This is a genomic window from Photobacterium angustum, from assembly GCF_002954615.1.
GTDB lineage: Bacteria > Pseudomonadota > Gammaproteobacteria > Enterobacterales > Vibrionaceae > Photobacterium > Photobacterium angustum_A.
In genome coordinates this window covers 894,503-911,409 of sequence record NZ_MSCJ01000003.1, presented here as the reverse complement: position 1 = coordinate 911,409, position 16,907 = coordinate 894,503, and the positions used below count along the sequence as shown (strand labels likewise).

Annotated in this window: 15 protein-coding genes; 9 read left to right on the top strand and 6 right to left on the bottom strand. The window is 38.4% G+C overall.

Annotation, left to right across the window (positions count from 1 at the left end; genetic code table 11):
* Positions 1 to 261 precede the first annotated feature (261 nt).
* On the bottom strand, positions 262 to 1,443 hold the full coding sequence (locus BTO08_RS18820) for a benzoate/H(+) symporter BenE family transporter (RefSeq protein ID WP_105062126.1): 1,182 nt from the start codon (positions 1,441 to 1,443) through the stop codon (positions 262 to 264).
* Between the two features lie 126 nt (positions 1,444 to 1,569).
* Here BTO08_RS18820 and BTO08_RS18815 point away from each other — a divergent pair, with 126 nt between their 5' ends.
* The gene (locus BTO08_RS18815; RefSeq protein WP_105062125.1) at positions 1,570 to 2,118 is read left to right on the top strand and encodes a helix-turn-helix domain-containing protein; all 549 of its coding nucleotides are present in this window, start codon (positions 1,570 to 1,572) and stop codon (positions 2,116 to 2,118) included.
* 71 nt (positions 2,119 to 2,189) lie between these two features.
* Here the strand turns inward: BTO08_RS18815 and BTO08_RS18810 are convergent, their stop codons facing one another.
* Together BTO08_RS18810 and BTO08_RS18800 are read right to left on the bottom strand one after the other, a co-directional pair.
* Complete coding sequence (locus BTO08_RS18810) at positions 2,190 to 4,235, bottom strand: FUSC family protein (protein ID WP_105062124.1); 2,046 nt, start codon at positions 4,233 to 4,235, stop codon at positions 2,190 to 2,192.
* 489 nt (positions 4,236 to 4,724) lie between these two features.
* The gene (locus BTO08_RS18800; RefSeq protein ID WP_105062122.1) at positions 4,725 to 5,192 is read right to left on the bottom strand and encodes a 2TM domain-containing protein; all 468 of its coding nucleotides are present in this window, start codon (positions 5,190 to 5,192) and stop codon (positions 4,725 to 4,727) included.
* Between the two features lie 359 nt (positions 5,193 to 5,551).
* On the opposite strand from BTO08_RS18800, the gene BTO08_RS18795 reads away from it, so the two are divergent.
* The 4 genes from BTO08_RS18795 (at position 5,552) to BTO08_RS18780 (ending at position 10,128) form a co-directional block, all read left to right on the top strand.
* Positions 5,552 to 6,088: a DUF4157 domain-containing protein gene (locus BTO08_RS18795; RefSeq protein WP_242446304.1), complete on the top strand. Its 537-nt coding sequence runs from the start codon at positions 5,552 to 5,554 to the stop codon at positions 6,086 to 6,088.
* Positions 6,089 to 6,271: 183 nt separating this feature from the next.
* The gene (locus BTO08_RS18790; RefSeq protein WP_105062120.1) at positions 6,272 to 7,273 is read left to right on the top strand and encodes a CobW family GTP-binding protein; all 1,002 of its coding nucleotides are present in this window, start codon (positions 6,272 to 6,274) and stop codon (positions 7,271 to 7,273) included.
* Between the two features lie 126 nt (positions 7,274 to 7,399).
* Positions 7,400 to 8,785 (top strand): TldD/PmbA family protein, encoded by a 1,386-nt coding sequence (locus tag BTO08_RS18785; protein WP_105062119.1) that lies wholly within the window; start codon positions 7,400 to 7,402, stop codon positions 8,783 to 8,785.
* Positions 8,785 to 10,128, top strand: a complete 1,344-nt coding sequence (locus tag BTO08_RS18780; protein WP_105062118.1) for a TldD/PmbA family protein — start codon at positions 8,785 to 8,787, stop codon at positions 10,126 to 10,128. Before BTO08_RS18785 ends, BTO08_RS18780 begins: the two co-directional genes overlap by 1 nt.
* Before the next feature lie 208 nt (positions 10,129 to 10,336).
* On the opposite strand, the gene BTO08_RS18775 is transcribed toward BTO08_RS18780, so the two are convergent.
* Entirely contained in the window at positions 10,337 to 10,951 is a 615-nt protein-coding gene (locus BTO08_RS18775; protein WP_105062117.1) for a LysE family translocator, read from the bottom strand.
* Positions 10,952 to 11,405: 454 nt separating this feature from the next.
* On the opposite strand from BTO08_RS18775, the gene BTO08_RS18765 reads away from it, so the two are divergent.
* From BTO08_RS18765 to BTO08_RS18755, 3 genes are all read left to right on the top strand, one after another.
* Positions 11,406 to 11,792 carry a hypothetical protein gene (locus tag BTO08_RS18765; RefSeq protein WP_005365441.1) on the top strand — a complete coding sequence of 129 codons (387 nt, stop codon included), beginning with the start codon at positions 11,406 to 11,408 and terminating at the stop codon, positions 11,790 to 11,792.
* A gap of 388 nt (positions 11,793 to 12,180) precedes the next feature.
* Positions 12,181 to 13,350 (top strand): alpha-hydroxy acid oxidase, encoded by a 1,170-nt coding sequence (locus BTO08_RS18760; protein ID WP_105062115.1) that lies wholly within the window; start codon positions 12,181 to 12,183, stop codon positions 13,348 to 13,350.
* Between the two features lie 203 nt (positions 13,351 to 13,553).
* Positions 13,554 to 14,354 (top strand): TOBE domain-containing protein, encoded by an 801-nt coding sequence (locus tag BTO08_RS18755; RefSeq protein ID WP_105062114.1) that lies wholly within the window; start codon positions 13,554 to 13,556, stop codon positions 14,352 to 14,354.
* Positions 14,355 to 14,359: 5 nt separating this feature from the next.
* Here the strand turns inward: BTO08_RS18755 and BTO08_RS18750 are convergent, their stop codons facing one another.
* Positions 14,360 to 14,515 (bottom strand): hypothetical protein, encoded by a 156-nt coding sequence (locus tag BTO08_RS18750; protein ID WP_242446303.1) that lies wholly within the window; start codon positions 14,513 to 14,515, stop codon positions 14,360 to 14,362.
* A 379-nt stretch (positions 14,516 to 14,894) separates the two neighbouring features.
* Positions 14,895 to 15,629: a beta-ketoacyl-ACP reductase gene (locus tag BTO08_RS18745; protein WP_105062112.1), complete on the bottom strand. Its 735-nt coding sequence runs from the start codon at positions 15,627 to 15,629 to the stop codon at positions 14,895 to 14,897.
* 274 nt (positions 15,630 to 15,903) lie between these two features.
* Here BTO08_RS18745 and BTO08_RS18740 point away from each other — a divergent pair, with 274 nt between their 5' ends.
* Positions 15,904 to 16,842 (top strand): LysR family transcriptional regulator, encoded by a 939-nt coding sequence (locus BTO08_RS18740; protein WP_105062111.1) that lies wholly within the window; start codon positions 15,904 to 15,906, stop codon positions 16,840 to 16,842.
* Positions 16,843 to 16,907: the final 65 nt, after the last annotated feature.

Genomic DNA, 16,907 nt, shown 5'->3' with positions numbered 1-16,907 from the left:
TTATTTAGACCACTAAACAATATTTCGCCGCAACCATAACAACTGAGAGGATAAACAACAAACAATAACAGCAAAAATGGGTTATAAATTACATAAAACTGACAAATAGCAGTGCCTTATTGTTTTTTACACGAAGTATTTATTGAGCAAATAGATTATGGTGATTACTGTTTACAAGCACACTATTAATCGCATTCCATTCATTGTTAAATAAGCAATGGTTTACTGTGCTGTATATAAGGCTAATTGGATATACACCTATTAACGCCCAGAAATTAATACTGCTTTTCTACTCTGCATTAACTTGAAATAGCACAAACCAATACCCACTCCCCATATAGCCGAACTGATCCCTAACAAATGAATACCTGATAAAGTTATTAATAAAGTAAGTATCGCCGACTCTCGGTATTCATCGGTAGAAAATGCATTAAACAAGCAGCTAATTAAGGTGGTTAATAAAGCAAAACTAGCAAGAATATCAGCTAATCCATCAGGCAAAGATACGAAAATAGCGACAACAATCGATGCCCAAATACCCACTAACATATAAAACCCACCAGCACAGATAGCAGCTTTGTAGCGATCACTATGCTTACCATCAATATCGTCATTCATACAAATAGCGGCACTTATTGCAGCAAGGTTCAACGTGAAGATCCCACAAGGTGCAGCAATCATATTCACTAAACCAGTTCCTAAAAATACTGGCCGAACTGGCACTTTAAATTGAAAGTTTTGAAGCACTGCAAAACCTGCAATATTTTGCGACAACATAGTAATTAAATATAAAGGAATAGCGATATTAATGATCGGTTGAAAATGAAAGCTCGGAGTTAGCCAATAAAATGTTGGCATTGCCATATGGATTGAAGCGGTATTTAAAGTATTGGAATACAGCGCAATACCAACAGAAGCGAGTAACGTCAGCAACATCGAATATCGAGCCATAAACCGTTTCGTGATTATATACACGCTAAACAACACCAAAAACATGAATGGATGCGTTTCTATTTGCGTGAATCCACTTAGACAAATAGGCAATATGACGCCACACAATAAAGCTGAAGTTATTGGCGATGGGATACGTTGCAACGCCAAAGCAAGTGGACGAATTAACCCAGAAATAAAGGTCAATAAACCACAAACAATAAATGCGCCAATGACATCTGTCGTGCTGTACCCCTGCACCGCTGTGATCAGAAAAGCAGCGCCGGGAGTAGACCATGCAGTTAATACTGGTACTTTAAAATAAAAAGAATAAGCGATGGTGGTTATGCCCATAATTAGTCCCAGAGCAAACAACCAACTATTAACCTGCCACTGAGCTAACCCCATTTCTGTTAGGGCATGAATAACTAAAATAACAGACGAGGTGTAGCCGACTAAAACAGCAATTGTTCCAGCTGAAATATGACTTAAATTAAATCTCAGATCGTTCATTTTCTACTCCTTAGAATAATGCTATCATGTGCGCTATAGCGCACGATACAGGTGGATTTATTTGTACGTTATAGCGCACAGACGGAACCTTATCATTGTGCGTTATAGCGCACAACAGGAAAATTGATGAACGAAGAAATTTTTAAAGCCAGAATATCGAAACATTTAAAAGCATTGCGTGAGAAACAAAAACTTAGCCTAGATGCAACATCAAAATTAACAGGTGTATCCAAAGCCATGCTAGGACAAATAGAACGTAAAGAATCGAGCCCAACCGTGGCAACCTTGTGGAAGATATCTAGTGGTTTGAATTCATCATTCACTGCTTTTTTTAGTGATCAAAATGATACTGACGGACGGATCTTTCCAGCCGATATCGATATGCATGTGAAAACGTTAATCGCTTATGATCCTACAGTTAAATTTGAGATGTTCGAAATCACACTAACCCACTTTCATACGCAACATTCGTCACCACACAAGGTTGGAACGATTGAGCATTCTGTTGTTACTGAGGGAGAGTTAGGGGTGTATGTCGATGATAAATGGCACTATTTATCCAAAGGTGAAAGTATTCGATTTGAGGCAGATAAACCTCATGACTATCGCGCAGTGACAGAAACCGTTGTATTTCATAACATCGTTTCTTACTCAACAGTAATGCATGAAGACTAGGTTTATATTCATATAAAAAGAGAGTGAACAGTTGTTCACTCTCTTAAATACTTCATTACCCATTAATTGTCTTAACTAGCAACTTGTGAGTATTTATCACGTACGAGATCATGCATTTGTTTCACAGCCATTAAAGATAACCAAACCAACTCATAGGCTGCTTGCTCATTAGTGGGCTTACCTGAAGTCATTGGTATATTTGTTTCATCAAAATAGGGAAGTTCAATGACTTTTTCACCTTGAATGCTTGAAATCAAAGCGTCCATTGCTCGATTAATCGTCCCTTCCCAGTCCGTTAGACTATGTATTGTGGTTCCATTTCTTGCAAGAGGAATAAGTAAACACAAATAGTAAGACAGCAAACGATAATGGCTGAGCATCTCTTCATAGTATTGAGGATCACGGCGTGTGAAACGAGGCTCATTCTGCATCTCATTATAAATCAGCTCTAGCCCTCGTTCTTTCGATAACATATCCAAACGCTTTTTACCAAATTGAGTGGGCTCAATCTTATTACTTTCAGATTGAAGTTCCTCATAACACATCAAGAATAAGGTTTTAGATGCTTGAAGTGCTTTAATCGATTGAGCGTGGATCTCCTTTCCTCTCCATTGTGGCCAAAGTACGCTATAGCCCACTAACACTAAAGAGCACCCGATAAGATTATCTATCATTCGAGGAACAACAATATCAATGCCATTGTTAGCTACAACTTGGGGTACCAACACCATCATCGCAGTAGTACAACCTATTGTAACTGCATAATTTTTAATCATATTTAATATGGCAACTACTAATAGTATGGTTAGCAGTATATAAATTTGGAGAGCAGAGGGTCCACAGGAAATAAGCACAGTCGCAAATAATAACCCTGAACCTGTGCCTAGCCATCGTTGCCATATTTTACTTCTAGTCGATGAAAAGCTCGGTTGGATAACCACTATAATAGAAATAAATACCCACTCTGGATGCGCTAAACGAAATGAGTCCGCTATAACTGCACCCAAAGTGAAGATCAACGAGAAGCGTGCCACATGTCGCCATATTGGATTATTTTTCTTTGGCAAATGCCAGGCTAATTCAAAGGGTTGAATTTCTATCTTTCTTTCAAACGATGGTTGTTCAAGTTCAATTCGACGAGAGAGATATTTAATACTTGCCGCCCAGTAATGAAATCCCGTCTGATGATTTAACTCAGCTTGAACGGCCTCTATCAATTCATCTGCAATAGCAATACACGATTCTGTAGGAAGTGTAACTTGTGAATTTTGGAGTACTTTCGCTTTACACAATAACCTCTGTTGACAATTTTCACTCCATTTCATTAACAGATGACGCTTTTTTTCATCATGTTGAAACTGACTGATCAGATCTTTATTTCTAGTGTGGCAACTTATCAAGCCTTCAAAAATATCAGAAGCAAGAAATAACTCTTTTTTTAAGGAGTTTATATCGTTTTTTGATAATAAAAATGACTCTGATTGAACGGCTTGTTCAAACAATTCAATCAATTGATATTTGGTTTCTATTGCTTTTTTCTCGATACCTTCACCCAATAAAAACTGGGTTCTGTGCTTAAAAAAAACATTAAGCTGATCGTAAATAGCAATTAAACCCACTTTTAGCGCATAGTGTTTCCATAATGCAAACCAAGCCCAACTGAATAAAGCAAAACCTAATGAACCTAAAACCAGCATTAAATAGGAATATATGTCAGCTTTTGAATTATACAATGACAAGGCCATAGCAGTAGTCAATAAGCTAGAGACTCCTAACCGTCCCCAAAACGGACCATTAAGAGCACAACCTGCGGCTAATATCGATAACACCCCATAAGTAATCCACAATGGAATAGCATAAGATAGCATGAGGTAAGACACTAACAACGCACCTGTCCATACAACTGATGAGATCAAAAAACGCGTCCAACGTCTTGGCCCTGCAATATCTAACCCACTAATTAAAGTTGATGGTACACCCATCAATGCCATCACTGCATAATTAACTTCTCCAGAAATTAAAGCTATTAAAATAATTAATAATAATGCACTGAATACACGAAGGCTGAAGTTAATAGAAGGAGTAGACCAAGTTTTACGGACAAAGGAAGATAGCATTTTTACACCAATACATATCACTTACATGAATCGTTAACCTATCATGATTATCTCATTAAAACGATATCGCATATTTATACTTGTTTGCTTCTTTTAAAGAATAAGAAACTATATACCCAAGCAACCTCAAGATGCAGTGTTCAGCGAGACGACCTTAGTTCTAAGGCGCGGCAACGATTCGAAGATATAGTGGTTCTACATTGAGAATCGTTAACAAAATCTGAGAGCTAAGGGCGCTCGCCCTTTGGGAGCGTGTCACTGAGCCGACTTCTTGCGTCAGACAACTTGGAAAGAGCTCGCTATTCCGCTTCGTTGTCTTCCTTGAATCCAACTCAGTGACTTCGCTCTGAATCAGGCATCTTGAAGTCGCTTGGGTATACATATATTTTAAATAGCCCTACCTTTATTATGTTTTTATAAAGTATAGGGCTCTAGGTTTAACCACTCTATGTAGTTATTTTAATCGGGGATAATAACTTACAGTTAAGGTTATAACTTTCGACCCAAGCGTTTTTCGACTTGCTTTTTTTCCCACTCAGGACCGAAAATATTAAGGACTTCAAACGCACTAAGCGCATGGCTCACAATACCAATCCCCCAGCCCAATGCAGGCCATACTGCCCACCAATAACCAGGACTCGTAAAATAGTTAATCACGAACAGTGCACTTATGACTAATACGTACGTAGTTAGATTCGAATAAAATCCTTTAATACCTTTAACATAGTTAATCGCTTGTTTTTCGTCTTCTGTAATATTTATTTCTTTATTCATTGGCGGCTCCATTTGAAGATCTGATACTTGTATTTCAAACACAGCAGCTAAAGATTTGAGTGATTCTAGCCCCGCTTTTTGTCCTTGCTCAATACGTTGAATCGTACGAATACTTAATCCACTTAATTGAGAAAGTTGCTCCTGAGACCAACCACGTTGTAGTCGTAATTTTCGAATAATCATTACAAATCCTTTTTGCTACTTTCCGCCAAAGCCTAACGGTATCTTATCAAAAACATCACGTCACAAGCCTGACATAAACACGACAGCCTTTATTTATCAACAAGTTAAAATAATCACTAAAATAACATTTTCCATCTATGCCGCGAATTTGACGTTTTTGACACGCAACTAACCGTTATCAATAATACCTATTTTAAAGTCTTCATTAACAAGTTCACTCTCAAATACTCTGCTTTCATCACTCTTTCCAACTTTCGTGAAATAGCTCGTATTATTATGTAAAAGTGGAACACTCAAGTATTCACTTATATACGATGCCTAATAACACAAGAAAGTAGAAAACTTAAAAAGGAATCGTTATGAGATTGGCATGTATCCTCATGTTCACACTATTAATTTCAGGGTGTATTAACAGAGATGAAATTTACGCTAACCCACCTGCTAAATTAACAGAAAGCATTAATGCTATTCTTCCCGCAGCGACAGAATATGTAAAACAACAAGAGAAAATCGCGCAAGAAAAAGGTCAACCACTGAATAAGCAAGCATTAGCTATTGCCAAACGTATCGGTATTAAACACCCAGAAAAAGTGCATGTTTATTACAGCAACACACTTCCATTTCCTACAGATCCAACATTAGCACAATTAGCCAAAAAATCTGGTTATGCGGGGCCTAATATGGCGGGATACACCTATGGATATGGTATTTGGATCAAAAATAAAGAACGAGATAATCGTGAACTCTTAGCCCATGAACTTATTCATGTTCGTCAATTTGAACAACGCGGTGTACAAGAACAAATTCGGCAATACTTGATGCAAATTTATATCTACGGTTACAACAGCACGCCTTTGGAGATAGAGGCATACAGTGAAGCAAAAAATTATATTTAGTTTCAACTCCCACGTTCAAAGACAATATCAGGAAGCCAACCATTAGGCTTCCTATTCATCTTTATACAAATTAATGACTCAACACATCCACATTTTTGCTTTTTTCAGCGAGATACCGTTACTCTGTAACATACGGTAGAATAAACAAATTACAGAATGTAGACGTATAGAGATCAGCACAACATGAAACGTATTCCAACTAACATTATTACTGGCTTTTTAGGTGCTGGTAAAACAACTGCTATTCTTTCTCTTCTTGCTCGTAAACCTGAAAATGAAAAATGGGCAATTCTTATCAATGAGTTTGGCAATGTTGGCGTCGATGGCGCAATTCTCGAACAACAAGGCGCAATTATCAAAGAAGTTCCTGGTGGCTGCATGTGCTGCGTCGCTGGATTACCCATGTCTGTCGGTATTAATGCCCTACTGGCGCAAAAACCTGATCGCTTACTGTTAGAGCCAACAGGATTAGGTCACCCAAAAGAAGTGATTAAAAAATTAACGTCAGGTGTGTACGAAGATTACGTCGATTTACGTGCCACCATCACCCTTGTTGACCCTCGTCACTTTGCTGATAGTTTCTATACTGATAATGAAAACTTCCAAGATCAGCTTGCTCTTGCCGACGTTGTCGTTGCTAACAAGATCGACCAATGTGATGACTTCGATCTTTTCACTTTCCAATCAGCAATTGAACAAGCCGAACCTAAAAAAGCTTTAATCGGTGAAGTAGAACTCGGTAAGCTAGAACTTGAGTGGCTTGATATACCACGTATTGATCGTGCTGCACAACATAGCCATCACCATCATCACGATGATCACCACCATGATATCGCCCCAGAGCCAGAGATTGAGCTATTACCAGGGCAGCAATTCATTCGTAAAGAAAACCACGGTCAAGGATTCCACAGTTGTGGTTGGTTCTTTGCCGCCGATCAACATTTTGAATTTTCAAAGCTTTTCAGTCTATTTTCAAGCTTAAATGCGAACCGTGTAAAAGCTGTCGTGAATACTGAAAATGGTTGTTTTGCCTTTAATGTTGTAAATCAAGTGGTTTCCGTTAACGAACTATCACTCGAAGGTTTTGAATCCCGCATTGAAGTGATTGATAGTGAAATTTTACCGTGGGATGAGCTTGAACAAATTCTTCGCTCTATTATTTTGCCTTCAAATGAGAACAACTAACGTATTACAGTTAATCACTGATAACTCAGTATTTAATCGTTTCTTCCTATTTCACCAATAGAGGAAGAAATAACAAAAAACTGCTAGTTTATTAAATAGAGCTCATAAAAACACAAGGGAGCACACATGCTAAACCCTAGCACTGCTAAAGCAGTCATCGATCATGCGCTATTTTTAGGTGCCGATTTTGCCGAACTCTTTGTTGAACATCACCAATCTAACTCTGTACAGTTAATCTCAGGTGAGATCGATAAAATCAACTCAGGGATCGATTTTGGTATCGGTATTCGTCTATTTTTCGGTTTTAAAGTTCTGTACGGCTACACCAACAGTACAGACGAAGAAGAATTGAAACGCGTTACTAGCCTACTGGCAGCAAAAGATAAACGTGAACAAATTTTATCTGCTGGTAGTTTGAATTTAAACCGTTTTACCAATAAACACAGTTGCCAATTACCATTAAGCCAAGACACTAACATGACAGCAAAAATTGCGTTTTTACGCCAAGCAGATGAAGCTGCTCGTGCTGAAAATGAAAAGATCAGTCAATTCATCGGTAATATTGGTCAACGTGAACAACAGATTGAAATCTTCAACTCTGAAGGTTTACACATTGGTGATACTCGCCACTACACCCGTATTTCTGCTAATGCCGTCGCGCAAAATGGTAGCGAACAATCCACTGGCTATGAAGCACCGGGCGCATTCACAGGTTGGGAATTTAATAGCAAGGTCAATCCTGAGCAGTTAGGTCAAGATGTGGCTAAACAAGCGATGGTTAAACTGTTTGCTGATGCTTGTCCATCAGGCGAAATGCCAGTGATCATCGGTAATGGTTTCGGTGGAGTAATCTTCCACGAAGCATGTGGTCACTTGCTTGAAACCACCTCTGTTGCGAAAAAAGCCTCTGTTTTCTACGATAAAATGGGCGAAACCATTGCCAATTCAGTCGTGAACGCAGTGGATGATGGCACTATGGTAAACGAATGGGGCTCTATCAATATTGATGATGAAGGCATGGAAACCCAACGCACTCAGCTTATTAAAGACGGTAAACTTACTAGCTTTATGGTTGATCGCATGGGCGGCATGAAAACAGGCTTTGCTCGTACAGGCTCTGGTCGTCGTCAATCATATAAATTTGCGCCAACTTCACGTATGCGTAATACCTTTATCGAACCCGGCGATAGCAGTCTTGACGATATGCTAGCGGGTGTTGAGCGCGGTATTTACGCTAAGAAAATGGGTGGGGGTTCAGTTCAACCCGGTACAGGCGAGTTTAACTTTGCAGTGCAGGAAGCCTATCTTGTTGAAAACGGAAAAATCACTAAACCTTTAAAATCTGCAACTTTAATTAGTACGGGGCCTAAAGTATTAAAAGAAATCAGCATGGTTGGTAATGATTTTGCCCTTGCGGCAGGTATGTGTGGTTCTGTCAGTGGTTCAGTACCGACAACTGTGGGTCAAGCTGCATTGAAAGTTGATAATATTCTTGTGGGAGGTGGTAACTAATGGCTGATCAAAATAAATTACAGCAAGCCATCGACCATGTGCTTGAGCGTGTAACTCAAAAAGGCGCGAGTGCCGATGTGATTGCTAATCGCAGCAATAACTTCTCGCTTAAAGCCAATAATGGCGATCTCGATGAATACAAGGTAACGTCAGGACAAGTGATTGGCGTCCGCGTGGTAAAAGATCAGCGTATTGCCACCAGCTATTCTGAGTCATTAGATCCAACGAGCCTTGATCTAATGGTTGATAACGCGCTATTGAACGCCGAATATTCACAGCAAGATTCACATCAAACTATTAGCTGTATTGATAGCAAAATCAGCACAGATTTAAACGAGATTTACCAAAATGATGATGGCGATGTAGACCAAAAGATCGCTCTCGCCCTATCACTAGAGCAAGGTGTAGTAAGCAAGCCTGACGCTAAAAGTGCCCCATACAATGGCTTTGCTGAGTCAGATGCCCATGTGATTTTAGCGAATACTCAAGGTACACTTTGCCATCACAGTGAGCGTTCGACCTACTGTTACGCTTACAGCTTAATTGAAAAAGACGGCAAGCAAGCGATGCATGGCGGTATGTCATCAGGTCGTAAGTTCAGTGAGTTAGATGCTCACTTCTGTATTAACTATGGCTATGACATGGCAAAAGCCCTACTCGATGGTTCACCTATCGCTACCAAACAATACCCTGTCATTTTCACCCTAAGCTCACTTAGTAGCTTATTCGGTGCATTTGGAATGTGTACTTCTGGTCAAGCTGCAATGAAAGGCATTAACCCTTGGCGTGATGCGATTGGTAGCCAAGTGGCGAGTCCACTTATTACCATCACTGACAAAGCTTATATTGAAGGCGGTTTTTCTATTAAAGCCTTTGATAGCGAAGGTTTTGCCACTCGCGATACTGTTCTAGTAGGTGAAGGTCAACTAAATAGCTTACTGCACAATAGCCACACTGCGAGTTACTTCGGGATCGAAAACACCGCAAATGCATCACGCTCCGCAAAAGGTGGATTAGGTGTTGGCTCTCGTCACACAGTTATTTCAGTTGGCGCAAGTAGCGTTGATGATACAACAAGTGGTGAATATGTAGAGCTTGTTGAATTGCAAGGCGTTCATTCTGGCGCAGATGCTATCAGTGGTGATTTCTCATTTGGTGCAAGTGGTTTCTTATGCCGTGATGGTCAACGTATTCAAGCAGTACGTGGTATTACGGTAGCAGGTAACTTCTACCAAATGCTCAAAGAAATAGACGCGGTAAGTAATGTATTAGAATACGATTACAATCGAAGCTTCTATGCGCCAAAAATCCGTTTTGCTCGCCTAAATATTGCTGGTAAGTAAATAAACCGATAAAGCCTTGCGACTGTTTACTTGTCAAATAAGTTATTCAGACGCAAGGTTTTATTTTATCTAACAATAAATATTAGCCTTACCCCTAACCTATCAGCTTTGTAGTGCTTACTTATAGCGTAACTCTTAATGCTATTGACACTGATTACTTACTTAAGATCTTTTGGACTTCAAACATGTTAGATAGGTGTCCGCTACTTTAAGCCTTGGTTGCTAACAAAACCCCACAGGCAGCTAAAAAACCACCAGAGAACTTGTTAAGTAACTTCTTCACTTTCTTTCCCTCAAATACAAAACTTACCCTTGACGTAATACAAGCATAGATACTTAGTGCCCCACCGACAGATATCGTCGAAATCATAAAAATAATAATAACGTCTGACAGTGAAGTTGACTGTAGATCTATAAACGCGGGAAAGAACCCCATATAAAACAATATCGCTTTGGGGTTTGATAAAGTCATTAACATACCAACAGCCACACTTGAAGTTTTTATCCCTTTATCAGGAACTTGTGTTGATGTTATAGAAACATCAGAAGTCCATGTGACATAAGCCAACCAAAAGAGATAGGTAATTCCTACATATTTTATGACTATCGCAAACTCACCCATAACGTTTGCAACCACAGATAGACCCGACAAAGCTAGAAAGATAAAGATGTAATCAGCCAGTACCACTCCGAGCACAACTAATAAGCCTTGTTTCCAACCATAAGTAAGAGATCTCGATATAACAGCGAGCACACTTGGTCCCGGAATAGCGGCAGATAGAAGCATAGCAAGAAATAGTGCAATACCCGTTGCTATAGACATAAACCATCCTTTGATTTAACGCCTTACTAAATGGCGAGTAATAGTGGAAGTAACAATATCACTCAGCGTATTTTATGAACAACAACTTACCTATCTCGTATTGTATGGTAAACACCCTGCAACGATTGATGTTTATAGTCGTGCGTTGCCTCGCATTATGTATCCACTTGATAAATCGCCCTATACATTAACCAAAAAGATTTTAAACAACATTTTCGGGAACTGTGTGGTTTACGCGCCACGTATCCTTATCTTGATATAAGCACTGAACTGTGTTCAAAAAGTGAATCAGTATTCTCTATCTTGCTTCTTCATTGCGATGACAGTACTTTGAACATCATTAGTTACTTTATGAATATTTGACTAACTGAATGCACAAGAAATAGGATATACAGGTAGATTAAAATCATGTTCAATTTTAATAAATTTTCCTTAATGAGTAAGAGCAATCAAAATGTCTAATGTCGTTCAGTTCTCTGCATTCAGCGGTAATAAGAAAAATAGCGCGACTTCACCCACTACATCACCTAGCCCTAAAGCATTAAGGGAAGAAGCCGCACTAAAACAAGACAATTGCTGTTACTTTTGTGGCACTTGTAAAGATCCCAAAGAACTAAACTGGCTGAATAAGGTAGGCTTTAAACAAAAAACGCATGTTGTTTGCGGTACGTGTAGCTCTGAAGCTAAATCAAGATCAATGGATGAGCTACGAATCATTCTTGCGCTTAAAGCAATGGATTTTAGAACAATTAAACTCAAACAGTTTCTGGAATTAAGAGAGAAAGGCGTTCAAATCGACGGAGTTCGCGACTACAAATTCTACTTTGAAACCATTGATTGATGGTTCTCTAATGATGAAGCACAAATAAAACCTTGTCCTTACTATTTTATTTAAAATAAGTCTGTAATTAACAAGGTTTTTATTTTAGCTAATGTTTAGGCAATTAATTAGACACGTAATGCATCGCTTTTTACAACATCGATTAATTGGTTTCCGTGCTTATTAAACATTGCTTTTAGCATATATACCCCAATGCTTAAGGTCGGTAGCATAACCTTTTGATCAGCATTACTGAGTAACCTATTCACGATAATAAATAAGCTGATCTTTTCTTTGTTAACTATTTTTATTTATTCCATTTTTTGTTTTTTAGATATTGTAAATATCACGTTCATAATCAATTCAATTGATCTATGTTATTTGCACTTGTCAAAATGAGATAATAAAAATGAAGGATTATTTTAATACCCATTACCCTGATGTTGAGTACCTTCGCCGTAAAGCGAAATTCAACTTACCTAAGTTTGCCTTTGAATATGTCGATGGTGGCTGCAACATTGAAATGGGACTCAAACGTAATACTCATGATATTCGCCAAATTGAGCTAATCCCCTATTATCTTCGTGATTACAATTCGATTTCTTTAAAAACAACTCTGTTTGGCGAAACGTATGATGCGCCATTTGGTATCAGCCCTGTGGGTTTACAAGGTTTGATTTGGCCAAATGCGCCTGAAATATTGGCACAAGCCGCTTTTGAGCAAAATGTACCTTTTATTCTTAGTACTGTTTCAACCTCTCCGATTGAGAAGATTGCCGATATCACAGAAGGTAAAGCATGGTTCCAGCTCTATCACCCTGTTGATGACAAGATTACAGATGACTTACTTAAACGCTGTGAAGACGCTGGAATCAAAACATTAGTATTACTTTCTGATGTTCCTACTTTTGCTTATCGCCCTAAAGAAATTCGTAATGGTTTAGCTATGCCGCCTAAAATGACATGGCAAAACATTATCGAAATAATGTTGTCACCAAAGTGGGCATTAGCCACGTTGAAAAAAGGACAGCCTCAGTTCGAAACTTTATCTAAATATATGTCAGGCTCGATGGACATGCACCATCTCGCTTTATTCATGGATAAAACCTTTAATGGTCGCTTAAGTGAAGATAAAGTCGCACGTTTACGTGATAAGTGGAAAGGTAATCTGGTATTAAAAGGCTTATCAACGGTTGAAGATAGTCAAAAAGCCATTGCGCTTGGTTTAGATGGCATCATTATCTCAAACCATGGTGGCCGACAATTAGATTCAGGACCTTCTACTATCAGTAAGTCCATTGAAATAATGGATAAATGCAAAGGTCAAATTACGATTATGATGGACAGTGGTATTCGTGACGGGGCTGATATTGCTCGTACACTCTCAACAGGAATTGAGTTTGCCTTTCTTGGTCGTAGTTTTATGTATGGTGTAGGTGCCTTGGGTCATAACGGTGGTCACCACACTATTAATATGTTGAAAAAACAACTACAGCAAGTGATGGAACAATGTTGCTGTGAATCAGTCAGTAACCTTACTGATCATATTGCAAAACGTAATCCTTTTACGTTGGATTAGTACTCTGTCTGTACTCACTCATTGTGGGTACAGACAGTTTAAAAAACCAACAACGTTATAGCTAATCTTTGATTATTCAATAACTTCACTGTACATAAAACAGTAATATCATAATAAATACAAAAGGTTACTTATATATTTAAATTATACCTACAGGGTAAACTGCGTTAAGATAGAAAAAAATATAAGATCAAATTACCGTTATGAACCTTACAGCCATCTCTACTCTTCTTATTGAAAATAAGATTTTCGCCAATCCTCGTCGTATTGCTCTACTCAATGCCATCCACCAAACAGGTTCGATAAGCAAAGGAGCAAAACTTGCAGGTATTAGTTATAAAGCCGCTTTTGATGCCGTTAAGGATATGAATATTCTTGCTGGCTCTGCACTTGTAACAAGTGAAAAAGGGGGAAAAGGTGGCGGTGGTGCGGAGCTCACGCGATTTGGTTTACGTTTAGTGCAAATGTATGAACTGCTAAATCAAATTCAAGATATGGGCTTAAAAGCCTTAAATGATGAAAGCGCGCCATTAGATAGCTTGTTGGGTGTCATGTCTCGTTTTTCATTACAGACAAGTGCGAGAAATCAATTCTTTGGACACATTAGTTCTATCGAACATCATAGCCTGCATGATCGCGTTACAATTACGATTACCGATATGCATAATATCTATGCCACGATCACCCATGGCAGTACGGTAAAACTTCAATTGGAAAAAAACAAAGATGTCGTCGCTCTGATTAAAGGCCCAGCGATTACAGTTTGTAGTGAAGAAAATATGATCCACGGAAAGCGTGATCGCTTTGATAACCAATTATTAGGCACGATAACGTCGATTCAACAAGATATGAAATCAACCGAGGTTACCATCGCATTAAATAATGATATTACAGTCTGTGCATTAGTGGACAATCAAGATCTGATAGAAGAAAACCTCCGTGTCGGTATGTCTATCTATGCCCTCTTTAAGTCAAACCAAGTCACGATCGCAACAATGTGCTAACACGCTTATGGAATATCAACAAAGCCACTGTGATCATGCTTTATATTTAATTGTTCAGAAAATGACTGATACTCTTGGTATTGTTTATTCATCAAAGCAACCCCACCGCAAACCATTAATATAAGCGCTAAACGGCTTAACCAAATGTTTTCTTTTTGCATTGAATAAAACAATAAAATAACAGCGAGAAGCAATAGAACTACACTCTCAACACCTATATTGTGTATAAAAAAGGTGACCACTAAATCAATCCTAAAGGCATAAGTGGACGCAGTTTAATGCTTTTCAAGTGGAAAGCATTGAAAATATTAGCAAAACTCTAATTTTTTGCACAATCCTGACAATTCAGTGTAAAAATATAACCATTTCAACAATATTGATGTTTATTTGATCGTGATAATTGTTCAAAATTGAATCAGCTTTGTTTAAAGTCTATTTAGCAACTAACATACTGAGCGTAACTCGTTCCAAAAACATCTTGCAACAAGACAAAAGCCTCCCTCATCTAAATGAGACAGGGAGGCAAATTATGTATTGACTCTATATCACTAGCCCACCATCGACTTTCAATGTTTGACCAGTAATAAAGCTTGAATTATCACTCGCTAAAAATAGCACACCATTTGCAATATCTTGCGCCTGCCCCATACGTTTTAGCGGCGTTTTAGAAACCATATAATCGATAACTTTTTCAGGTAAATCGACTGTCATTGGCGTTTCAATAAAACCAGGCGCAACGCAATTAGCACGCACTTTAGCACCTTTACGTGCAAACTCTTTTGACCATGATTTTGTCATTGCAATCACGCCAGCTTTTGTCGCTGCATAGTTGGTTTGACCAATATTACCGTCGGTACCAACCACTGATGACATTGTGATAATAGAGCCCGAGCCTGAAGCCATCATTAACGGAGCAATGGCTTGTGTCATGTTAAACACGCCTTTCAAATTGACATCAATGACAAGATCCCAATCATTCTCCGACATATTTTCAATTAAGTTATCCCGTGTAATACCTGCGTTGTTCACTAATACATCAATGGTTCCATACTGTTGTGCGATTTTTGTGATCGCCTCTGATACATTAGCTCTATCGCATACATTTAATTCGAGTGCAGTTACATTAGGAAATTGTTGCTCTAAATCGGCCATGGCGCCAAAATTCATATCACATACAAATACATGCTTTGCGCCTTGGTTAGCAAAGGTTTCAACAATACAGCGACCAATACCTTGAGCACCACCAGTTACAAGGCAAACCTTATCCGTTAGCATTTTTACTACCCCTCTTAAAAAGACATTTTTACTCTATATACTTATTATTACGTCCAATACATAAGCTCTAATCTTTACGGCTTAATATAATAATAGGTAACCTGTCCTCAGCGTGCAGTTGCATTAAAGCAATTCACTCTTGCATATAATCAAATAACGTTCCACAAATAAGAAAAAGACAAAATTACCGTGAAGATTGCTTTAAATCATAAACTATAACGTTACTATTTACATTTGATACTCGTGAACGTTATTAACAATGCAAGGAATGCGAATGTTAGACAAAATTGTTTTTTTTCTTCATGTCGTACGTTGCAATTCAGTGACTGATGCTGCAAAGCAATATGGCATATCACCGTCTGCTGGTAGTCGCTGGCTCACAGAGCTAGAAGAAAGTATGGGAGTTAGCCTTGTTAAACGTACAACGCGAAAAATCACCCCGACACAAGCTGGTAGCTTACTGTTTAAACAATTTAGCCACATCAATAATCAAATAACCGATGCCATTAATGAAATACAAAATTTAGGCAATGATGATATTGGCACAATAAAAATTGCTAGTACCCCTCTGTTTGCTAAACATTTTTTAAGTAAAATTATTGGCGAATATATCAGTGACAATCCTACTATCAATTTTGTTGTGATAGAAACAGCGTTTGAAGTTGATAATGTACACGATGTCGATTTTGCCATTAGGGCAAATGCAACTTACCGCGGTTTTCAAAACAAAGACAGCTTGCTGGTTAAACGTTCTCTTTTCAGTGAACCTTTAAAAGCCTGTTGTTCGCCAAGTTATATCCAACGCTATGGAGAGCCAATAACCCCTCATGATCTAAAGAAGCATTTGTGCCTATTTGCAACAACATTAGTTGGTGGAAATAAATGGATCTTTGAACAAAATGGGGAATATAACTCCGTTCAAATACCTAGATCGGTAGAAGTAGACGACAGTGAGATTTTAAAAAATATCGCCCTAGCCGGTGGGGGGATTGCTTACCTGCCTTACAGTTTAATTAAAGAAGATCTTCAAAAAGGTCAGTTAGTAACGGTATTAAATAACTATATTAGCAGCGAATTTGAGCTTAGCTTGTATTATAAACCACGAAAATATATGCCAGTACGATGTGCTAATTTTAAAGACTACCTATTACAACGTGTTGAAGAAATTAACCTAGATCGTCAAAGCACTCAAACAGGTCGTAAAAAAAGCTAGAAGCCTTACAGCGTATGCTACATATTGATTTATCATCAAATGTATACACTCAGTAAGGCTTCAAG

What these genes read in the sequence shown, in the direction of transcription:
- BTO08_RS18745 (WP_105062112.1), bottom strand. Translation starts at nt 15,629, where the DNA reads ATGCTAACGGATAAGGTTTGCCTTGTAACTGGTGGTGCTCAAGGTATT.
- BTO08_RS18795 (WP_242446304.1), top strand. Translation starts at nt 5,552, where the DNA reads ATGAGATTGGCATGTATCCTCATGTTCACACTATTAATTTCAGGGTGT.
- BTO08_RS18785 (WP_105062119.1), top strand. Translation starts at nt 7,400, where the DNA reads ATGCTAAACCCTAGCACTGCTAAAGCAGTCATCGATCATGCGCTATTT.
- BTO08_RS18775 (WP_105062117.1), bottom strand. Translation starts at nt 10,951, where the DNA reads ATGTCTATAGCAACGGGTATTGCACTATTTCTTGCTATGCTTCTATCT.
- BTO08_RS18815 (WP_105062125.1), top strand. Translation starts at nt 1,570, where the DNA reads ATGAACGAAGAAATTTTTAAAGCCAGAATATCGAAACATTTAAAAGCA.
- BTO08_RS18800 (WP_105062122.1), bottom strand. Translation starts at nt 5,192, where the DNA reads ATGATTATTCGAAAATTACGACTACAACGTGGTTGGTCTCAGGAGCAA.
- BTO08_RS18755 (WP_105062114.1), top strand. Translation starts at nt 13,554, where the DNA reads ATGAACCTTACAGCCATCTCTACTCTTCTTATTGAAAATAAGATTTTC.
- BTO08_RS18750 (WP_242446303.1), bottom strand. Translation starts at nt 14,515, where the DNA reads ATGCAAAAAGAAAACATTTGGTTAAGCCGTTTAGCGCTTATATTAATG.
- BTO08_RS18760 (WP_105062115.1), top strand. Translation starts at nt 12,181, where the DNA reads ATGAAGGATTATTTTAATACCCATTACCCTGATGTTGAGTACCTTCGC.
- BTO08_RS18790 (WP_105062120.1), top strand. Translation starts at nt 6,272, where the DNA reads ATGAAACGTATTCCAACTAACATTATTACTGGCTTTTTAGGTGCTGGT.
- BTO08_RS18765 (WP_005365441.1), top strand. Translation starts at nt 11,406, where the DNA reads ATGTCTAATGTCGTTCAGTTCTCTGCATTCAGCGGTAATAAGAAAAAT.
- BTO08_RS18810 (WP_105062124.1), bottom strand. Translation starts at nt 4,235, where the DNA reads ATGCTATCTTCCTTTGTCCGTAAAACTTGGTCTACTCCTTCTATTAAC.
- BTO08_RS18740 (WP_105062111.1), top strand. Translation starts at nt 15,904, where the DNA reads ATGTTAGACAAAATTGTTTTTTTTCTTCATGTCGTACGTTGCAATTCA.
- BTO08_RS18780 (WP_105062118.1), top strand. Translation starts at nt 8,785, where the DNA reads ATGGCTGATCAAAATAAATTACAGCAAGCCATCGACCATGTGCTTGAG.
- BTO08_RS18820 (WP_105062126.1), bottom strand. Translation starts at nt 1,443, where the DNA reads ATGAACGATCTGAGATTTAATTTAAGTCATATTTCAGCTGGAACAATT.